Source organism: Streptomyces sp. Ru62, from assembly GCF_002920615.1.
Lineage (GTDB): Bacteria > Actinomycetota > Actinomycetes > Streptomycetales > Streptomycetaceae > Streptomyces.
In genome coordinates this window covers 20,410-35,885 of sequence record NZ_PQSU01000001.1, presented here as the reverse complement: position 1 = coordinate 35,885, position 15,476 = coordinate 20,410, and the positions used below count along the sequence as shown (strand labels likewise).

General features: G+C 72.4%; 16 protein-coding genes. 12 read left to right on the top strand and 4 right to left on the bottom strand.

Features of this window, described 5'->3' with window-relative positions; translation table 11 throughout:
* Window positions 1-174 precede the first annotated feature (174 nt).
* From C3492_RS00165 to C3492_RS00150, 4 genes are all read left to right on the top strand, one after another.
* Window positions 175-1,158 carry a S1C family serine protease gene (locus C3492_RS00165; protein ID WP_103809652.1) on the top strand — a complete coding sequence of 328 codons (984 nt, stop codon included), beginning with the start codon at window positions 175-177 and terminating at the stop codon, window positions 1,156-1,158.
* 25 nt (window positions 1,159-1,183) lie between these two features.
* Entirely contained in the window at window positions 1,184-1,408 is a 225-nt protein-coding gene (locus C3492_RS00160; RefSeq protein WP_103809651.1) for a hypothetical protein, read from the top strand.
* A gap of 119 nt (window positions 1,409-1,527) precedes the next feature.
* Window positions 1,528-2,262 carry a response regulator transcription factor gene (locus C3492_RS00155; RefSeq protein WP_103809650.1) on the top strand — a complete coding sequence of 245 codons (735 nt, stop codon included), beginning with the start codon at window positions 1,528-1,530 and terminating at the stop codon, window positions 2,260-2,262.
* The gene (locus C3492_RS00150; protein WP_103809649.1) at window positions 2,259-3,713 is read left to right on the top strand and encodes a cell wall metabolism sensor histidine kinase WalK; all 1,455 of its coding nucleotides are present in this window, start codon (window positions 2,259-2,261) and stop codon (window positions 3,711-3,713) included. Before C3492_RS00155 ends, C3492_RS00150 begins: the two co-directional genes overlap by 4 nt.
* A 7-nt stretch (window positions 3,714-3,720) precedes the next feature.
* On the opposite strand, the gene C3492_RS00145 is transcribed toward C3492_RS00150, so the two are convergent.
* Window positions 3,721-4,209, bottom strand: coding sequence for a MarR family winged helix-turn-helix transcriptional regulator (locus tag C3492_RS00145; protein WP_103809648.1), 489 nt, complete (start codon window positions 4,207-4,209; stop codon window positions 3,721-3,723).
* Window positions 4,210-4,317: 108 nt separating this feature from the next.
* Here C3492_RS00145 and C3492_RS00140 point away from each other — a divergent pair, with 108 nt between their 5' ends.
* On the top strand, window positions 4,318-5,226 hold the full coding sequence (locus C3492_RS00140) for an NmrA/HSCARG family protein (RefSeq protein WP_103809647.1): 909 nt from the start codon (window positions 4,318-4,320) through the stop codon (window positions 5,224-5,226).
* 158 nt (window positions 5,227-5,384) lie between these two features.
* Here the strand turns inward: C3492_RS00140 and C3492_RS00135 are convergent, their stop codons facing one another.
* Window positions 5,385-7,169 (bottom strand): bifunctional UDP-sugar hydrolase/5'-nucleotidase, encoded by a 1,785-nt coding sequence (locus C3492_RS00135; RefSeq protein WP_103809646.1) that lies wholly within the window; start codon window positions 7,167-7,169, stop codon window positions 5,385-5,387.
* Between the two features lie 175 nt (window positions 7,170-7,344).
* Here C3492_RS00135 and mshD point away from each other — a divergent pair, with 175 nt between their 5' ends.
* The 4 genes from mshD (at window position 7,345) to C3492_RS00115 (ending at window position 12,500) form a co-directional block, all read left to right on the top strand.
* Window positions 7,345-8,271: a mycothiol synthase gene (gene mshD / locus C3492_RS00130; RefSeq protein ID WP_103809645.1), complete on the top strand. Its 927-nt coding sequence runs from the start codon at window positions 7,345-7,347 to the stop codon at window positions 8,269-8,271.
* Window positions 8,272-8,669: 398 nt separating this feature from the next.
* Window positions 8,670-11,030, top strand: a complete 2,361-nt coding sequence (locus C3492_RS00125; protein ID WP_181140108.1) for an RNA degradosome polyphosphate kinase — start codon at window positions 8,670-8,672, stop codon at window positions 11,028-11,030.
* A complete protein-coding gene (locus tag C3492_RS00120; protein WP_103809643.1) occupies window positions 11,011-12,069 on the top strand; it encodes a CHAD domain-containing protein in 1,059 nt (352 codons plus the stop codon). Before C3492_RS00125 ends, C3492_RS00120 begins: the two co-directional genes overlap by 20 nt.
* Before the next feature lie 17 nt (window positions 12,070-12,086).
* Window positions 12,087-12,500 (top strand): NUDIX hydrolase, encoded by a 414-nt coding sequence (locus C3492_RS00115; RefSeq protein WP_103809642.1) that lies wholly within the window; start codon window positions 12,087-12,089, stop codon window positions 12,498-12,500.
* 3 nt (window positions 12,501-12,503) lie between these two features.
* Here C3492_RS00115 and C3492_RS00110 read toward each other — a convergent pair whose 3' ends face one another.
* Complete coding sequence (locus tag C3492_RS00110; protein ID WP_103809641.1) at window positions 12,504-12,689, bottom strand: hypothetical protein; 186 nt, start codon at window positions 12,687-12,689, stop codon at window positions 12,504-12,506.
* 490 nt (window positions 12,690-13,179) lie between these two features.
* Here C3492_RS00110 and C3492_RS00105 point away from each other — a divergent pair, with 490 nt between their 5' ends.
* Together C3492_RS00105 and C3492_RS44410 are read left to right on the top strand one after the other, a co-directional pair.
* Window positions 13,180-14,043 carry a hypothetical protein gene (locus tag C3492_RS00105; protein ID WP_103809640.1) on the top strand — a complete coding sequence of 288 codons (864 nt, stop codon included), beginning with the start codon at window positions 13,180-13,182 and terminating at the stop codon, window positions 14,041-14,043.
* A gap of 117 nt (window positions 14,044-14,160) precedes the next feature.
* On the top strand, window positions 14,161-14,322 hold the full coding sequence (locus C3492_RS44410; protein ID WP_014673530.1) for a hypothetical protein: 162 nt from the start codon (window positions 14,161-14,163) through the stop codon (window positions 14,320-14,322).
* Window positions 14,323-14,327: 5 nt separating this feature from the next.
* Here C3492_RS44410 and C3492_RS00100 read toward each other — a convergent pair whose 3' ends face one another.
* The gene (locus C3492_RS00100) at window positions 14,328-14,633 is read right to left on the bottom strand and encodes a metal-sensitive transcriptional regulator (protein ID WP_103809639.1); all 306 of its coding nucleotides are present in this window, start codon (window positions 14,631-14,633) and stop codon (window positions 14,328-14,330) included.
* Window positions 14,634-14,848: 215 nt separating this feature from the next.
* Here C3492_RS00100 and C3492_RS00095 point away from each other — a divergent pair, with 215 nt between their 5' ends.
* The gene (locus C3492_RS00095) at window positions 14,849-15,469 is read left to right on the top strand and encodes a DUF47 domain-containing protein (RefSeq protein WP_015493282.1); all 621 of its coding nucleotides are present in this window, start codon (window positions 14,849-14,851) and stop codon (window positions 15,467-15,469) included.
* Window positions 15,470-15,476 lie beyond the last annotated feature (7 nt).

The following is a 15,476-nucleotide window of genomic DNA, read 5'->3' as shown; positions in this document are numbered from 1 at the left end:
CCCTCCGGCCCGGCCGTCGTGCGTCTCACGGCTCGTCGGTGGCCGGTCGCGCAGTTCCCCGCGCCCCTCCGGGGGCGCGTCCCCTGAGCCCCTTTATATGGGGCAAACGAGCTTCTGCCGGGCTTCTCAGGCGGCACTCAGGAAGCTCTCATGGTCACGGGGGACTCTTCTGTCATGACCGAGAGCCAGGGCACCTACGAGCAGCCGCACTCCTACTCCGCTCCTGTGAACCCCGAGTGGCCGCCCCCGCCGCCGTACCAGCCGGCGGTCGCGGCCCCCGAGCCCAGGAGGAAGCGCACCCGCGGGCCGATCGGCCTGCTCGCGGCGGTCGCGATCGTCGCGGCGGCGGTCGGCGGCGGTACCGCGTACGCCTTCCAGGAGCTGACCGGCAAGGACACGGTCGCCACCGCCGGCAGCACCACCCCCGTGGTGCCGTCGAGCAAGAAGGGTGACGTCGCCGCCATCGCCGCGGCTGTCAGCCCGAGCGTGGTCGAGATCAACGCGACGCTCCAGAACGGCTCCGCCACCGGCTCCGGCGTGATCATCACGTCGAACGGCGAGATCATCACCAACAACCACGTCGTCTCCGGCGCCACCTCGGTCAAGGTGCGCACCAGCGACGGCAAGAGCTACACCGCCGAGGTCGTCGGCACCGACAGCTCCAAGGACCTCGCGCTGATCAAGCTGAAGGGCGCCTCCGGTCTGAAGCCGGCCGCGCTCGGCAACTCCAGCGGCGTCCAGGTCGGCGACACGGTCGTCGCGATCGGCTCCCCCGAGGGCCTGACCGGCACGGTCACCAGCGGCATCGTCTCCGCCCTGAACCGGGACGTCACCGTCCCCACCGACGAGAACCAGGGGCAGAACCCGGACGGCGAGGGCCAGTGGCCCTTCCAGTTCGGCGGCCGCGAGTTCAACGGCGACACCGGCTCCTCCACCACCACCTACAAGGCCATCCAGACCGACGCGCCCATCAACCCCGGCAACTCCGGCGGCGCGCTGATCGACGCGAGCGGTCGCGTCATAGGCATCAACTCCGCGATGTACTCCTCCGCCTCGTCCTCGTCCTCGGACGCGGGCAGCATCGGCCTCGGCTTCGCCATCCCCATCGACACGGTGAAGTCCGACCTGGCCAAGCTGCGGGCGGGCTCCGACAGCTAGCAACATCAAGTGCAAGGAGCAGGTCATGATCAAGCACGTCCCCCACCGGTTCAGTGAGCGTGGTCCGGCCGGCCTCACCCTGGCCCTGTCCATCGCGTCCGAGCTGCACGTGCCCGTCCCGGCGCCCCGGGCCCCCGAGGTGGCCGCGCCCGTGACGCCGGTCCCCCAGCTGATGGGCCTGCGCACCTCCGCCGCCCGTCCGCACCGCCGCAAGGTCCCGCTGCACCGCCTGAACACGGTCCGGGTCTGACCGGCGCGCGTGTCCCCGGCCCCCGGACATGGGACGCTGAGAGGCACCGACCCCGGCCGGGAGATCCCCATCCCGGCCGGCAGACCCCGACCACCCCGCACCCCGAGGAAACGCGAGCGATGAGTCCCGCCGAAGGCGACCGTGACCCCCAGCGCATCCTGATCGTCGACGACGAGCCGGCCGTACGCGAGGCCCTCCAGCGCAGCCTCGCCTTCGAGGGGTACGACACCGAGGTCGCCGTCGACGGCGCGGACGCCCTGGAGAAGGCCACGGCCTACCAGCCGGACCTGGTCGTGCTGGACATCCAGATGCCGCGCATGGACGGGCTGACCGCGGCCCGCCGCATCCGGGGTGCGGGGGACACCACCCCGATCCTGATGCTCACCGCCCGCGACACGGTCGGCGACCGGGTCACCGGCCTGGACGCGGGCGCCGACGACTACCTGGTCAAGCCGTTCGAGCTGGACGAGCTCTTCGCCCGTATCCGCGCCCTGCTGCGCCGCAGCTCCTACGCGGCGGCGGTGTCCGCCGAGGCCCAGGCGGACGAGGCCCTCACCTTCGCCGACCTGCGCATGGACCTCGCGACCCGGGAGGTCACGCGCGGCGGCCGGCCGGTCGAGCTGACCCGCACGGAGTTCACCCTGCTGGAGATGTTCATGGCGCATCCGCGTCAGGTGCTCACCCGTGAGCAGATCCTGAAGGCGGTGTGGGGCTTCGACTTCGAGCCCTCGTCCAACTCGCTCGACGTCTACGTCATGTACCTGCGCCGCAAGACCGAGGCCGGCGGCGAGCCGCGCCTGGTGCACACCGTGCGCGGTGTGGGCTACGTCCTGCGGCAGGGCGGCGCCGAGTGAGGCAGCTCGCGCGCCGGTACCGGGCGCTGCCGCTGCGGGCGCGACTGGCGATGCTGGTCGCGGCCGCGGTGGCGTTCGCGGTGGCGGCGGTCTCGGTGACCTGCTGGTTCCTCGTCGAGCGGAAGCTGTACGACCAGCTCGACGAGGATCTGCAGAAGTCCCTGCGGAACACGACGCAGACGGACCAGTTGCAGTTCACCCTCGACAACTGCACCGACACCCCCCAGGCCAACAGCTTCCTGCTGCGCGACCGGTACTCCCAGCTCGTCACGGAGGACGGCAAGGTCTGTCTGTTCGGGGCCGCCTCGGGCAAGATCAAGGTCACGCAGGCCGACAAGACCGAGATCAAGAACCTCGACCCCAGCATCCTGTACTTCCGCAACGGGAGCGACGACGAGGGCAACGAGCTGCGGGTGCTCACCAAGCCCATCAGCCCCACGGCGACCGCGAGCGGCGGGCCCGGCCCGAACGTCGGCGTGCTCATCGCCGTGCCCCTCAAGAGCACGCAGAAGACCCTCAACGACCTCGCCCTGGTCCTCCTGCTCGTCTCCGCCGTCGGTGTCGTCGGCGCCGGTGCGGCCGGTCTCGCCGTCGCGCGGGCCGGGCTGCGCCCCGTCGACAAGCTCACCGAGGCCGTGGAGCACGTGGCCCGCACGGAGGACCTGACCATTCGCATCCCCGTGGAGGACGTCAGCGAGGACGAGGTGGCCCGGCTGTCGAGGTCGTTCAACTCGATGACCGCCTCGCTGGCCAGCTCCCGCGACCTCCAGCAGCAGCTGATCGCGGACGCCGGCCACGAACTGCGCACGCCCCTGACGTCGCTCCGGACGAACATCGAACTGCTCACCCGCAGCGAGGAGACCGGCCGACCGCTTCCGCCCGAGGACCACAAGGCGCTGCTCGCCTCGGTCAAGGCGCAGGTGACGGAACTGGCCGCGCTGATCGGTGACCTCCAGGAGCTGTCCCGCTCGGAGGGGCAGCACGGCGAGCGCGTCCAGGTGGTCGCCCTCCAGGACACCGTCGAGGCGGCGCTGCGCCGGGCCCGGCTGCGCGGCCCCGAGCTGTCGATCACGGCGGACCTGGAGCCCTGGTTCGTCCGGGCGGAGCCCTCCGCGCTGGAGCGGGCGATCGTCAACGTCCTGGACAACGCGGTGAAGTTCAGCCCCGAGGGCGGCACGGTCGAGGTGCGGCTCAGCGAGGGCGTGCTGACGGTCCGCGATCACGGTCCCGGCATCGCCGAGGACGAACTCCCGCACGTCTTCGACCGGTTCTGGCGCTCCCCCAGTGCCCGTGCCCTGCCGGGCTCGGGCCTCGGCCTGTCCATCGTCGCCCGTACGGTGAAGCAGGCGGGCGGCGAGGTCTCCCTGGCCCCCGCCGAGGGCGGCGGCACGGTGGCGACGGTCCGGCTGCCGGGGGCGCCGACCCCGCCACCGGAGACACCGGCCGTCTGACCCCCGCTCAGTCCGGCCGGGGCATGGCGCGCAGGCGCTGGATCTGGGTGTGGCTGAGGTCGTGGGCCCGGCGCAGGTGCCGGGTGATCGCCCGCAGCTCGTCCTCGGTGTGGTCGTCCAGCAGGGTCTGCCAGGTCTGCCCGAGGTCGTCCCACAGCGCGGTGACACGGGCGAGGCGCTCCGGGACGGGGGTGACCAGCACCCGGCGGCGGTCCTGCCGGTCGGGGGTGCGGGTGACGTAGCCGCCGCGCTCCAGCCGGTCCACCAGACGGGTGGCCGAGCCGGTGGTGAGACCGGTGCGGTCGGCGATCTGCCGGACGGTGAGCGGTTCGGGCTCGGCGGTCAGCAGGCTCAGGCACTGCACGTCGGTCGGGTGCAGGCCGAGGTGGTCGGCGACGGCCTGGTTGAACAGCACGTAGGCGGCCAGGTAGCGCCGGGACTCCAGGGCCAGCTCCTCGTACAGGCGGGCCCGGTCGGGGTCTGTCTCGTCGGTCACGGGGTCTCCTCGCCGAAATTACTGCGCGACGCAGCAACTCTCCCTCTAATCTGCTGTGCGGCGCAGCAAATGCGCCACACAGCAATCGTATCGATCAGGGGGACACCCATGCTCACCATCGCCGTCACCGGCGCCACCGGGGCCCAGGGCGGGGCCACCGCCCGCGCCCTGCTGACCGCCGGTCACCACGTCCGCGCGCTGACCCGCCGGCCCGGCTCACCCGCCGCCGAGGCGCTGCGCGGCCTGGGCGCCGAGGTCCGCCACGCCGACTTCGACGACCCCGGCCCGCTCGCCGCCGCCCTCGCCGGCGCCGACGCGCTCTTCGCGGTGACCACCCCGTTCGGCACCGACACCCGGACGGAGGTCCGGCAGGGCACGGCCCTCGTGGACGCGGCCACCCGGGCCCGCCTCGGCCATGTGGTCCTCACCTCCGCCGCCCATGCCGACCGCGGCACCGGCGTCCCGCACTTCGAGAGCAAGTGGGCGGTCGAACAGCACCTGCGCTCCTCCGGTCTGCCCTGGACGGTGATCGCCCCGGCCGCGTTCATGGACAACTACGCGAGCGGCTGGACCCTCGACGGGCTGCGCACCGGCGTCTTCGCCTGGCCCATGCCGGCCGACCGGCCGCTGACTCTCATCCCGGCCACCGACATCGGCGCGTTCGCCGCGCTGGCCCTCCAGCGCCGGGACGACTTCGCGGGCCTGCGCGTCGACATCGCCTCCGACACCTGCACCCCCGCGCAGATCGCGGCCACCCTCAGCACCGTCCTGTCCCGCCCGGTCATCCACACACAGCCGCCCCTCACCCAGGTCCGCACCCACTCCCCCGACCTGGCGGCGATGTTCGCCTACTTCACCGACACGGGCCTCGACGTGGACGTCGCCGGCCTGCGCCACGCCCACCCCGAGATCGCCTGGCACACGTTCGCGGACTGGGCGGGCGAGCAGAACTGGGCGGCGCTGCTGGACCATTGGCGCGAGCAGGTCCGGCAACCTTCCCCGCGGCCTGGGCGATGACCATCGCGAGCCCGCACCCCGGGCTCTGCGCACCGCGTCCACCCGGCGCGGTCCGCTGCGGTCCCGCCGGTACGGGCAGCGGAGGGCGGCCGAGATGCTCGCCTCACTCGAAGCGTCGCCTCCCGCCGCCCCCGCCAGTGCCACCGGTCCCGCCGGGGCTACTGCACGACCGTGATCCGGTCCGCCTTCGGCGGCGTGATCGGGGACGTGGCCGACGAGTTGGCCGTCAGGTACTTCTCCAGTGCCGTCAGATCGTCCGCGCCGACCAGGTCACCCGTGCCCTGGGCCAGCGTGGGGAAGCCGTCGCCGCCGCCCGCGAGGAAGCTGTTGGTGGCGACCCGGTAGGTGGCCGACGGGTCGATCGGGGCGCCGTTCAGGCGGATGGAGCCGGTGACCACACGGTCCGCGCCGGACTTGGTGAGGTCCAGGGTGTAGGTGAGGCCGGCGGACGGCTGGAGGATCTTCGGGGCCGCCGCGTTGGCGCCGCTGACCTGCTCCTTGAGGACCTGGATGAGCTGGGCGCCGGTGAGGTCCTGGAGGTTCACGGTGTTGGCGAACGGCTGGACCGTGAAGCCCTCGGCGTAGGTGACCACGCCGTCGCCCTCGGCGCCCTTGGCCGCGTAGGTGAGGCCGGCCCGGACCCCGCCGGGGTTCATCAGCGCGAGGCTGGTCCTCGGGTCCAGCTCCCGGCCGTGGGCGAGCTGGGCGTCGGCGATGAGGTCGCCCATCGGGGACTCGGTGCCGCTGTTGTTGATGTCGGCGGAGATCCAGCCGATGGGGCGGTTGCCGATCGGGGCGGCCAGGGTGTTCCAGCGCGAGATCAGGTCGGTCATGTCCGGCGCCTTGGGGACGTCCCGGGTGACCACGTGGTTCGCGGACTTCACGGCCGTACGCGCGATGTCGCCGGTGCGGCGGTCGTACGTCAGCGTGGTGTCCGTGTAGAGGCGGCCGAAGGAGGACGCCGAGGTGACCATGCGGGGGCGGCCCGACGGGTCCGGGATCGTGCAGACGTACGCCTGGTGGGTGTGGCCGGTGACCAGGGCGTCCACCGCCGGGGTCACGTTCTTGGCGATGTCCACGATCGGGCCGGAGATGCCGCTGCCCGCGCCCGGGGAGTCGCAGTCGTAGTTGTAGGAGCCGGAGGCCGGGAAGCCGCCCTCGTGGATCAGGGCCACGATCGACTGCACGCCCTGGCGCTGGAGCACCTTGGCGTACTTGTTGATGGTCTCGGCCTCGTCCTTGAAGGTCAGGCCCTTGACGCCGTCGGCGGAGACGATGCCGGGGGTGCCCTCCAGCGTGACCCCGATGAAGCCGATCCTGACGTCCTTCTTCTTCCAGACCCAGTACGGCTTCAGGACCGGCTTGCCGGTCCTGTCGTCCAGGACGTTCGCGGCCAGGTACGGGAAGTCGGCGCCCTGGAACTCCTGGTCCGTGTAGCAGCCGTCCGTGGGGTGGCAGCCGCCGTTCTGCAGGCGGGCCAGCTCCCTCGCGCCCTCGTCGAACTCGTGGTTGCCGACCGAGGTGACGTCCAGGTCCAGCTTGTTCAGCGCCTCGACGGTGGGCTCGTCGTGGAAGAGGCCCGACAGCAGCGGGGAGGCGCCGACCAGGTCGCCGCCGGCCGCGGTGATCGAGTACGGGTGGCCGGTGCGGGCCTGGCGGAGGTGGGTCGCGAGGTACTCGACACCGCCCGCGTCGATCGTCTTCGTCGTGCCGTCCGGCTGCAGTTCGGTGACCCGGCCGGAGGAGCCGGACGGGGGCTCCAGGTTGCCGTGCAGGTCGTTGAAGGAGAGCAGCTGGACGTCCTGGTAGCGGCCCGGACGGTGGTGGCTCTGGTGCGCGTCCGCCGGGAGCGCGGCGGTCAGCGCCGCGGCCGTGGCGAGAGTGGCTGCGCTCGCGAGAAGGGCGTACGTACGACGTCCGGTGCGCCGGGGCGCGGCTGGCATGGGACCCCCCTGTGGATCGGCTGTGGTGGCTCGGCGCAGCCTAGAGTCAACGCGCGTAGCACGACAGGGGGTTCATGGTCACATCCTGGTTTCCCTTTGCCGGTGCCTTGACCGGGGCTCCCTCCCCGGCCGGTGTGCCGGGAATTCGCCCCGGCCGCCCCGTACTCTCATACGCATGAGCAGCGACGACACCGTACGGGCCTTCCCCGCCCGCTCCATCGAGACCTACTCCGCGCTCACTCCGGACCGGGCCGAGGCCGTGCTGCGCCTCCTCGGCGAGGCCGCCCGGGTCGACGGGCAGCAGCCGGTGTCCGAGCAGGGCAGGCTGCAACTGCGCGGCGGAGCCCGCGAGGGCGTCTCGCACCTGCTGCTGGCCGTCGACGGCGAACTCGTCGGTTACGCCCAGCTTGAGGACACCGACCCGGTGGAGGCGCCGGCCGCCGAACTGGTCGTGCATCCCGCGCACCGCGGGCACGGTCACGGCCGGGCGCTCGGCGCGGCCCTGCTCGCCGCCTCCGGCAAGCGGCTGCGGGTGTGGGCGCACGGCGGGCACCCCGCCGCCCGGCACCTCGCCCAGGTGCTCGGCCTGACCCTGTTCCGCGAACTGCGCCAGATGCGCCGGTCGTTGACCGATCTGGAGCTGCCCGAGCCGGTGCTGCCCGAGGGCGTCACCGTGCGCGCCTTCGTGCCCGGCAAGGACGACTCCGCCTGGCTCGCCGTGAACGCCGCCGCCTTCGCCCACCACCCGGAACAGGGCACGCTCACCCAGCGGGACCTGGACGACCGCAAGGCCGAGCCGTGGTTCGACCCGGCCGGGTTCTTCCTCGCCGAGCGGCGCGGCGAGCTGATCGGCTTCCACTGGACGAAGGTGCACGCCGAGGAGGGGCTGGGCGAGGTGTACGTCCTCGGGGTCCGGCCCGGTGAACAGGGCGGCGGCCTCGGCAAGGCCCTCACCACGATCGGGCTGCGCCACCTGGCGGCCCAGCAGCTGCCGACCGCGATGCTCTACGTCGACGCCGACAACAAGGCGGCGGTGTCGGTGTACGAGCGCCTGGGCTTCACGATCCACGAGACGGACCTCATGTACCGCACGGAGACCTGACAACTCCCCGGGTCAGGGGCGGTCGTCCTTGACGGCCGCCCCTCTTGCGCACCACCTTTCAGGCCCCGGGCGGCGCGGCACGGCCCGATCGACACCGCCAAGCCCTGGGAGGACCTGCCCACCTTCTGCGCGGGCGGCCCGCTGATCACCGCTCCCGCACCGGCCGGGCTGTTCCACAGTCGCTGACTGGTCACCCTGTGCGTCCCGTCGTACTCAGGCCGTGGTCGGCTTCCACGCCGACTCGCCTCTGGTCCCACCGCCGGGCCCTCCACCCGGCCACGACCGGAGCCCCCCGGCCCCCGCCCGCCCGGCCGGGAACCCCTTCGGGCCGCCCCCCGCTATCCCGCACGTCATGTCGCCGTAACCATTGATTCAGCCAGGCTTGCGACGCTCGGGCAATGAAGCCCGCCGTGCCAGAGCCTTCGCCGCCCCCCGAGGGGCCCGCGGGGAACGGGGCCGTCACGCTCCCGCCCGCACGTTCCGACGCGCTTGTGTCACCCGTTGCGCGGAAGAATGGGTTCATGAGTCAGCAAGACACCCAGGCAGAGGTACAGCACCCCCAGCCCTCCGTGGGCTCCATCGCCGCGCACCGCCAGCACGCCGTGGCCGCCGTGGTCTCCGACCTGGAACCCGATCTCGACGCGGGTCTCGACACCTACGAGGAGGCGCCGACCGACGGCGCGCCCCTGCCCCAGGGCCGCTTCCTCGACCGGGAACGCAGCTGGCTCGCCTTCAACGAGCGCGTCCTGGAGCTGGCCGAGGACCCGAACACGCCGCTGCTGGAGCGCGCGAACTTCCTCGCGATCTTCGCCAGCAACCTGGACGAGTTCTTCATGGTCCGGGTGGCCGGTCTGAAGCGCCGTATCGCCACCGGCGTCGCCACCCGCTCCGCCTCCGGCCTCCAGCCCCGCGAGGTGCTGGAGATGATCTGGGCCCGCTCCCGCGAGCTGATGGCACGGCACGCCGCCTGCTACCACGAGGACGTCGCCCCCGCGCTCGCGGACGAGGGCATCCACCTGGTCCGCTGGTCCGAGCTGACCGACAAGGAACAGGCCCGGCTCTTCACGCTCTTCCGGCACCAGATCTTCCCGGTCCTCACGCCCCTGGCCGTCGACCCCGCGCACCCCTTCCCGTACATCTCCGGCCTCTCCCTGAACCTGGCCGTCGTGGTGCGGAACCCGGTCAGCGGCCACAAGCACTTCGCGCGCGTGAAGGTGCCCCCGCTGCTGTCCCGCTTCCTGGAGGCCTCCCCCGGCCGCTACGTCCCCATCGAGGACGTCATCGCGGCCCCCAACCACCTGGAAGAGCTTTTCCCGGGCATGGAGATCCTGGAGCACCACGCCTTCCGGATCACCCGCAACGAGGACCTGGAGGTCGAGGAGGACGACGCCGAGAACCTCCTCCAGGCCCTGGAGAAGGAACTCATGCGGCGCCGCTTCGGGCCGCCGGTGCGCCTGGAGGTCGAGGAGTCCATCGACCGCGAGGTGCTGGACCTCCTGGTGCGCGAGCTGAAGATCTCCGAGGCGGAGGTCTACCCGCTGCCCGGCCCGCTCGACCTCACCGGCCTCTTCCGCATCCACAGCCTCGACCGGCCGGAGCTGAAGTACCCCAAGTTCATCGCCGGCACCCACCGCGACCTCGCCGAGGTCGAGTCGGCGTCCGCGCCCGACATCTTCGCGGCGCTGCGCGCGCGGGACGTGCTCCTGCACCACCCCTACGACAGCTTCTCCACCTCCGTGCAGGCGTTCCTGGAGCAGGCCGCGGCCGACCCGGACGTCCTCGCCATCAAGCAGACCCTGTACCGCACCTCCGGCGACTCCCCGATAGTCGACGCGCTCATCGACGCCGCCGAGTCCGGCAAGCAGGTCCTCGTCCTGGTCGAGATCAAGGCCCGCTTCGACGAGCACGCCAACATCAAGTGGGCGCGCAAGCTGGAGGAGGCCGGCTGCCACGTCGTCTACGGCCTGGTCGGCCTGAAGACGCACTGCAAGCTGTCGCTGGTGGTCCGCCAGGAGGGCGAGACGCTGCGCCGCTACAGCCACGTCGGCACCGGCAACTACCACCCGAAGACGGCCCGCCTGTACGAGGACCTCGGGCTGCTCACCGCCGACCCGCAGGTCGGCGCGGACCTCTCCGACCTCTTCAACCGGCTGTCCGGCTACTCGCGCCGCGAGACCTACCGCCGCCTGCTGGTCGCCCCCAAGTCCCTCCGGGACGGCCTGGTCGCGCGGATCGACAAGGAGGTGCAGCACCACCGTGCGGGCCGTCCGGCCTTCGTCCGCATCAAGGTCAACTCGATGGTGGACGAGGCGGTCATCGACGCCCTCTACCGGGCCTCCCAGGCGGGCGTGCCGGTCGACATCTGGGTGCGGGGCATCTGCGCCGTCCGCCCGGGCGTCACGGGCCTGTCCGAGAACATACGGGTCCGCTCGATCCTCGGCCGCTTCCTCGAACACTCCCGGGTGTTCGCCTTCGGCAACGGCGGCGAGCCCGAGGTGTGGATCGGCAGCGCCGACATGATGCACCGCAACCTCGACCGCCGGATAGAAGCCCTGGTCCGGGTGGTCGACCCCGGCCACCGCGCGGCCCTCAACCGGCTGTTGGACACCGGCATGTCCGACAGCACCGCCTCCTGGCACCTCGGCCCGGACGGCGAGTGGACGCGGCACGCGACCGACGCGGACGGCCAACCCCTGCGCAACGTCCAGGAGATGCTCATAGACGCCCGGAGGCGCCGGCGTGGCACAGCAACACCTTGACCCGACGAACCCCGCGGCCGAGGCGGTGACGGGGGACGCCCTGGCGGGCTACCTGCGCGCCCAGGCCACGGAGTTCCTCCGCGCCCTGCGCCTGCACCGGGAGACCGGGGGCCAGGCGGCCGGCCCGGAGGAGCCCGTCGACGCGGCCCGCGCCCTGCGCCGCTCGGCCCGCCGCATCAGCGCCAGCCTGCACACCTTCCGCCCCCTCCTGGACCCCGGCTGGTCGGAGGAGATGCGCCCGGAACTCGCATGGCTGTCCGGCACACTGGGTCTGGAACACGCCTACGAGGCCCGCCTGGAACGCCTGTTGCTGGCGTTGCACCGGCTGTCGGGCACGACCGTGTTCCCGGCGCAGGCCGTGACGGCGCCGGAGAACACCGGCGGTCCGGCCACCGCGACGGCGACGGCGGAGCGCGCCAACCTCACGGTCGGCGCGGCGAAGGCGGGCGCCCTGCTCGAACGCCAGCTCACCCTCGCCCGGACGAGGGCCCACTCGACCGCCCTCCAGGCCCTCGGCTCCTCCCGCTTCCACGCCGTGGCCGACAAGGTGGCCGTACTCGCCAGCGAGGTCCCCCTCACCCCCACCGCCCCCGCCACCACCCTGCACCCCCTGGCCGCCGCGGCCGAGGAACGCCTCACGGACGCCGTCACCGCGCTCCCCCTGGTCACCGCCGGCCACCCCTACAACGCGGAGACCCTGGTCCACGGCCTGTCCCCGGACCCGTCCCCGCACCCCCAGGACAGCCCCTGGCACCAGGTACGCCTGCTGCTGCGCCTGCACCGGTACGCCCGCGAGGTGCTGCTCGGCGGCAACGCCCCGGTGGACGTGCGGCTGCTGACGGCTGGCCAGGCACTGAACCGGCACCGGGACGCCTCGGAGGCGGCAGCGGCGGCGGCGCAGGCGGCCCGCACCCCCCGGATCACCCCGGCGACGGCGTACGCGCTCGGTGTGCTCCACGCCGACCAGCGGCACGAGGTCGAGGCGGCCCGGTTCGCGTTCCAGCAGGCGTGGCAGAAGCAGACCGTCCCCGCGCCCTGACCCCACGAGGAGGCGGTGTGAACGACACCGTGGTCCAGGCGGCCGGCTGTGTGCTGTGGCGCCGCTCCCCGGCCTCCGGCGACCTGGAGATCTGTCTCGTCCACCGGCCGAAGTACGACGACTGGTCCCACCCCAAGGGCAAGCTGAAGCGGGGCGAGGACCCGCTCGCCGGCGCGCTGCGCGAGGTCGCGGAGGAGACCGGGTACACCGCGGAGCCGGGCGGCGAGCTGCCGACCCTGCACTATTCGGCCAACGGCCGCCCGAAGCGGGTGCGGTACTGGGCCGCGGAGGCGGTTTCCGGCCACTTCACGCCGAACGCCGAGGTGGACCGCATCCTCTGGCTGGCCCCGGCGGCGGCCCGGGCCCGGCTGACCCAGCCGCGCGACGGGGACCTGGTGGACGCGCTCCTGCGGGCCCTGGAGCGCCGCTGACGGTCAGAGGCCCGTCATGTGCCCCTCCGCGTCCGTACGGGCCTGGCTGCGGGCCCGGCGGGCGGGGCCGCGCCAGCCGCAACTGCATCTGGCCACGCAGAAGGGGCCCTGCTCGGTCGTCGTCGTGAGGTGCTCCTGCCCGGACCGGGCGCGTTCCGACCCGTCCTCCGGTACCGCGGTGACTGCCACACCGTCAAAGGTACCCAGACCTGGGCGAAGAGTTGGTCTGCCACCCGACGGCACCGGTCCGCCCGACTCCTGCCGGCGTCGGCCGCATCCCCGTCACCGGGGGACTCGCCCCTGTTGCCGCCGTACTCGCCCCCGTCGGCGCCACCCCACCCTCACCGGCGCCGCACCCGCCCCCGGCGCCAGTCTCGCCCCCGCGGCTTCACTTTCGCCCTCACCGGCGCCGGGCCCACCCCCGCCGGCGCCGTACTCGCCCGTGGCTCCGGACTCCCCCCGTCGGCGCCACCCACCCTCACCCGTGCCGCACTCGCCCTCATCGGCGCCAGTCGCGCCCCCGCGGCTTCCCTCTCGCCCCACCGGCGCCGGTCCCGCTCCCCTCGCCCCGGCGCGCCCCCGCCGCCGCTCCCGGCGGCGCGTGACGGCGCCCCCGAGCCGTCGTTATCCGGACGACAGGGGGCCCGTGACGGACACTCCGGCTGGGGGTAGGCAGGCGATGGATCGGCGGCAGCACAGGCGCGCGGGCGGCGCGGTCGTCGCGGCGGGTGTCCTCCTCGCCCTCGGGACGGGCGCCACGGGCTGTTCCGGCAGCGGGGCCGCCGCCGAGGACGTCAAAGGCGCGGGCGACCCCGTCGCCACCCTGCACCGGGCCGCCGACGCGCTGCGGGACGCGGGCAGTTCCAAAGCGGGCACCTCCATGGAGATGGCCACCGGCGGCACCCGGGTCACCATCCGCGGCAAGGGCGTCTACGACTACCGGCGCCGCCTCGGCCGGCTCACGGTGGTGCTGCCCGAGGACCCGACGGGCGCCTCCCGACACCGGCCCATCACCGAACTCCTCGCCCCGGGTGCGCTGTTCATGAAGAACCGGGGCGCGGGCGTGCCCGCCGACAAGTGGGTGCGGGTGGAGACCGCGACGCTGTCCGACGGCAATCTGGTCACCGGCGGCGCGACCGACCCGTACGCGGCGGCCGAGGTGCTGCGCGGCACGCGGGAGGCGGTCCTCGTCGGCCGGACCGAGGTCGCCGGGACGGCGGTGCGGCACTACCGGGGCACCGCCGACCTGCGCCGCGCGGCCCGGTACGCCTCCGCCGCGAACAGGGCGGCCCTGGCGGCGGCGGCGAAAGGCTTCGCCACGGCCGAGGTGCCGTTCGACGCGTACCTGGACGACCAGGGCCGCATCCGCAAGCTGCGGCAGCGCTTCAGCTTCGTCAACGGCCGCCAGAAGGCCACCGTGGCGGTCGCCTCCACCCTGCTGCTGTACGACTTCGGCACCCCCGCCGACGTACGGCTGCCGGCCCCGGAGGACATCTACGCGGGCCGGATCGCCGAGGAGGGCGGGACCGGCGGCGGGGCCTGAAACCGGCCAGTCACTAGTCCGGGTCGCCACCCCGTAAGTAGCCCGTCCGTGCCATGCGCGGTGTGTAGAGCGCTGCCTACTCTAGGGAGCGGTGACGTCCGAGAAGAGGTGAGGCGGGTGGCTGCGGTCGGCGGCACGGCGGTTCAGGACCACGTGGCCCTCGCCGAGATCGAGCTGTGCGGAGAGCTGATCATCGCGGCCTCCGCCGCCGAGGACCGGCTCAGCCTGGAGAGCATCGACGAGGTGCTGCGGGTCGCCGAGGAGCGGAACGCGGCCTGATCCGCTCAGCTGCGCAGCAGCCGGCCGATCGCCTTCGTCGCCTCGTCCACCTTGGCGTCGATCGCGTCACCGCCCTTGACGGCCGCGTCCGCGACGCAGTGCCGCAGGTGCTCCTCCAGCAGCTGGAGCGCGAAGGACTGCAGGGCCTTCGTGGAGGCGGAGACCTGCGTGAGTATGTCGATGCAGTACGTGTCCTCCTCCACCATCCGCTGCAAGCCGCGGATCTGGCCCTCGATCCGGCGCAGCCGCTTGAGGTGCTCGTCCTTCTGCTTGTGGTAGCCGTGCGTGGCGCCGGCCTCGGTCGTCGTCATCGCGGGCCTCCGTCTCGGGACGAGTCAGGGACAAAAGGGACACATACCCCTACTGGGTATATGGTAACGAACTTTCCGGGGTAGACGGCCCTTCGTACGCCCCCGTGCTGACCACTGTGCTCGATGGGCGACACTGGGATGCGGCCCATTAGCCGTGGCCGGATGATGCGCCTAGCATCAGCCTGACCGAAACCGAAGCACCCCGAGGACCCCACGTGCGCTTTCGTCTGACCCCCAGGGAGACGAGCTTCTACGACATGTTCGCCGCGTCCGCGGACAACATCGTCACCGGCTCGAAACTCCTGATGGAACTGCTCGGGGCGGACTCCTCCGCCCGGGCCGAGATCGCAGAGCGTATGCGGGCCGCCGAACACGCAGGTGACGACGCCACGCACGCGATCTTCCACCAGCTGAACTCCTCGTTCATCACGCCGTTCGACCGGGAGGACATCTACGCCCTCGCCGGTTCCCTGGACGACATCATGGACTTCATGGAGGAGGCGGTCGACCTGGTCGTCCTCTACAACGTCGAGGAACTGCCGAAGGGCGTCGAGCAGCAGATCGAGGTTCTGGCCAGGGCGGCCGAGCTGACCGCGGAGGCCATGCCGAACCTCCGCACCATGGACAACCTCACCGAGTACTGGATCGAGGTCAACCGGCTGGAGAACCAGGCCGACCAGATCCACCGCAAGCTGCTCGCCCACCTCTTCAACGGCAAGTACGACGCGATCGAGGTGCTGAAGCTCAAGCAGATCGTGGACGTCCTGGAAGAGGCGGCGGACGCGTTCGAGCACGTGGCGAACACGGTGGAGACCATCGCCGTCAAGGAGTCCTGAGGCGTCG

Bases quoted from the DNA above. Each gene is read 5' to 3' on its own strand.
- C3492_RS00140 (WP_103809647.1), top strand. From the start codon at position 4,318: ATGCTCACCATCGCCGTCACCGGCGCCACCGGGGCCCAGGGCGGGGCC.
- C3492_RS00165 (WP_103809652.1), top strand. From the start codon at position 175: ATGACCGAGAGCCAGGGCACCTACGAGCAGCCGCACTCCTACTCCGCT.
- C3492_RS00135 (WP_103809646.1), bottom strand. From the start codon at position 7,169: ATGCCAGCCGCGCCCCGGCGCACCGGACGTCGTACGTACGCCCTTCTC.
- C3492_RS00160 (WP_103809651.1), top strand. From the start codon at position 1,184: ATGATCAAGCACGTCCCCCACCGGTTCAGTGAGCGTGGTCCGGCCGGC.
- C3492_RS00100 (WP_103809639.1), bottom strand. From the start codon at position 14,633: ATGACGACGACCGAGGCCGGCGCCACGCACGGCTACCACAAGCAGAAG.
- mshD (WP_103809645.1), top strand. From the start codon at position 7,345: ATGAGCAGCGACGACACCGTACGGGCCTTCCCCGCCCGCTCCATCGAG.
- C3492_RS00105 (WP_103809640.1), top strand. From the start codon at position 13,180: ATGGATCGGCGGCAGCACAGGCGCGCGGGCGGCGCGGTCGTCGCGGCG.
- C3492_RS00155 (WP_103809650.1), top strand. From the start codon at position 1,528: ATGAGTCCCGCCGAAGGCGACCGTGACCCCCAGCGCATCCTGATCGTC.
- C3492_RS00125 (WP_181140108.1), top strand. From the start codon at position 8,670: ATGAAGCCCGCCGTGCCAGAGCCTTCGCCGCCCCCCGAGGGGCCCGCG.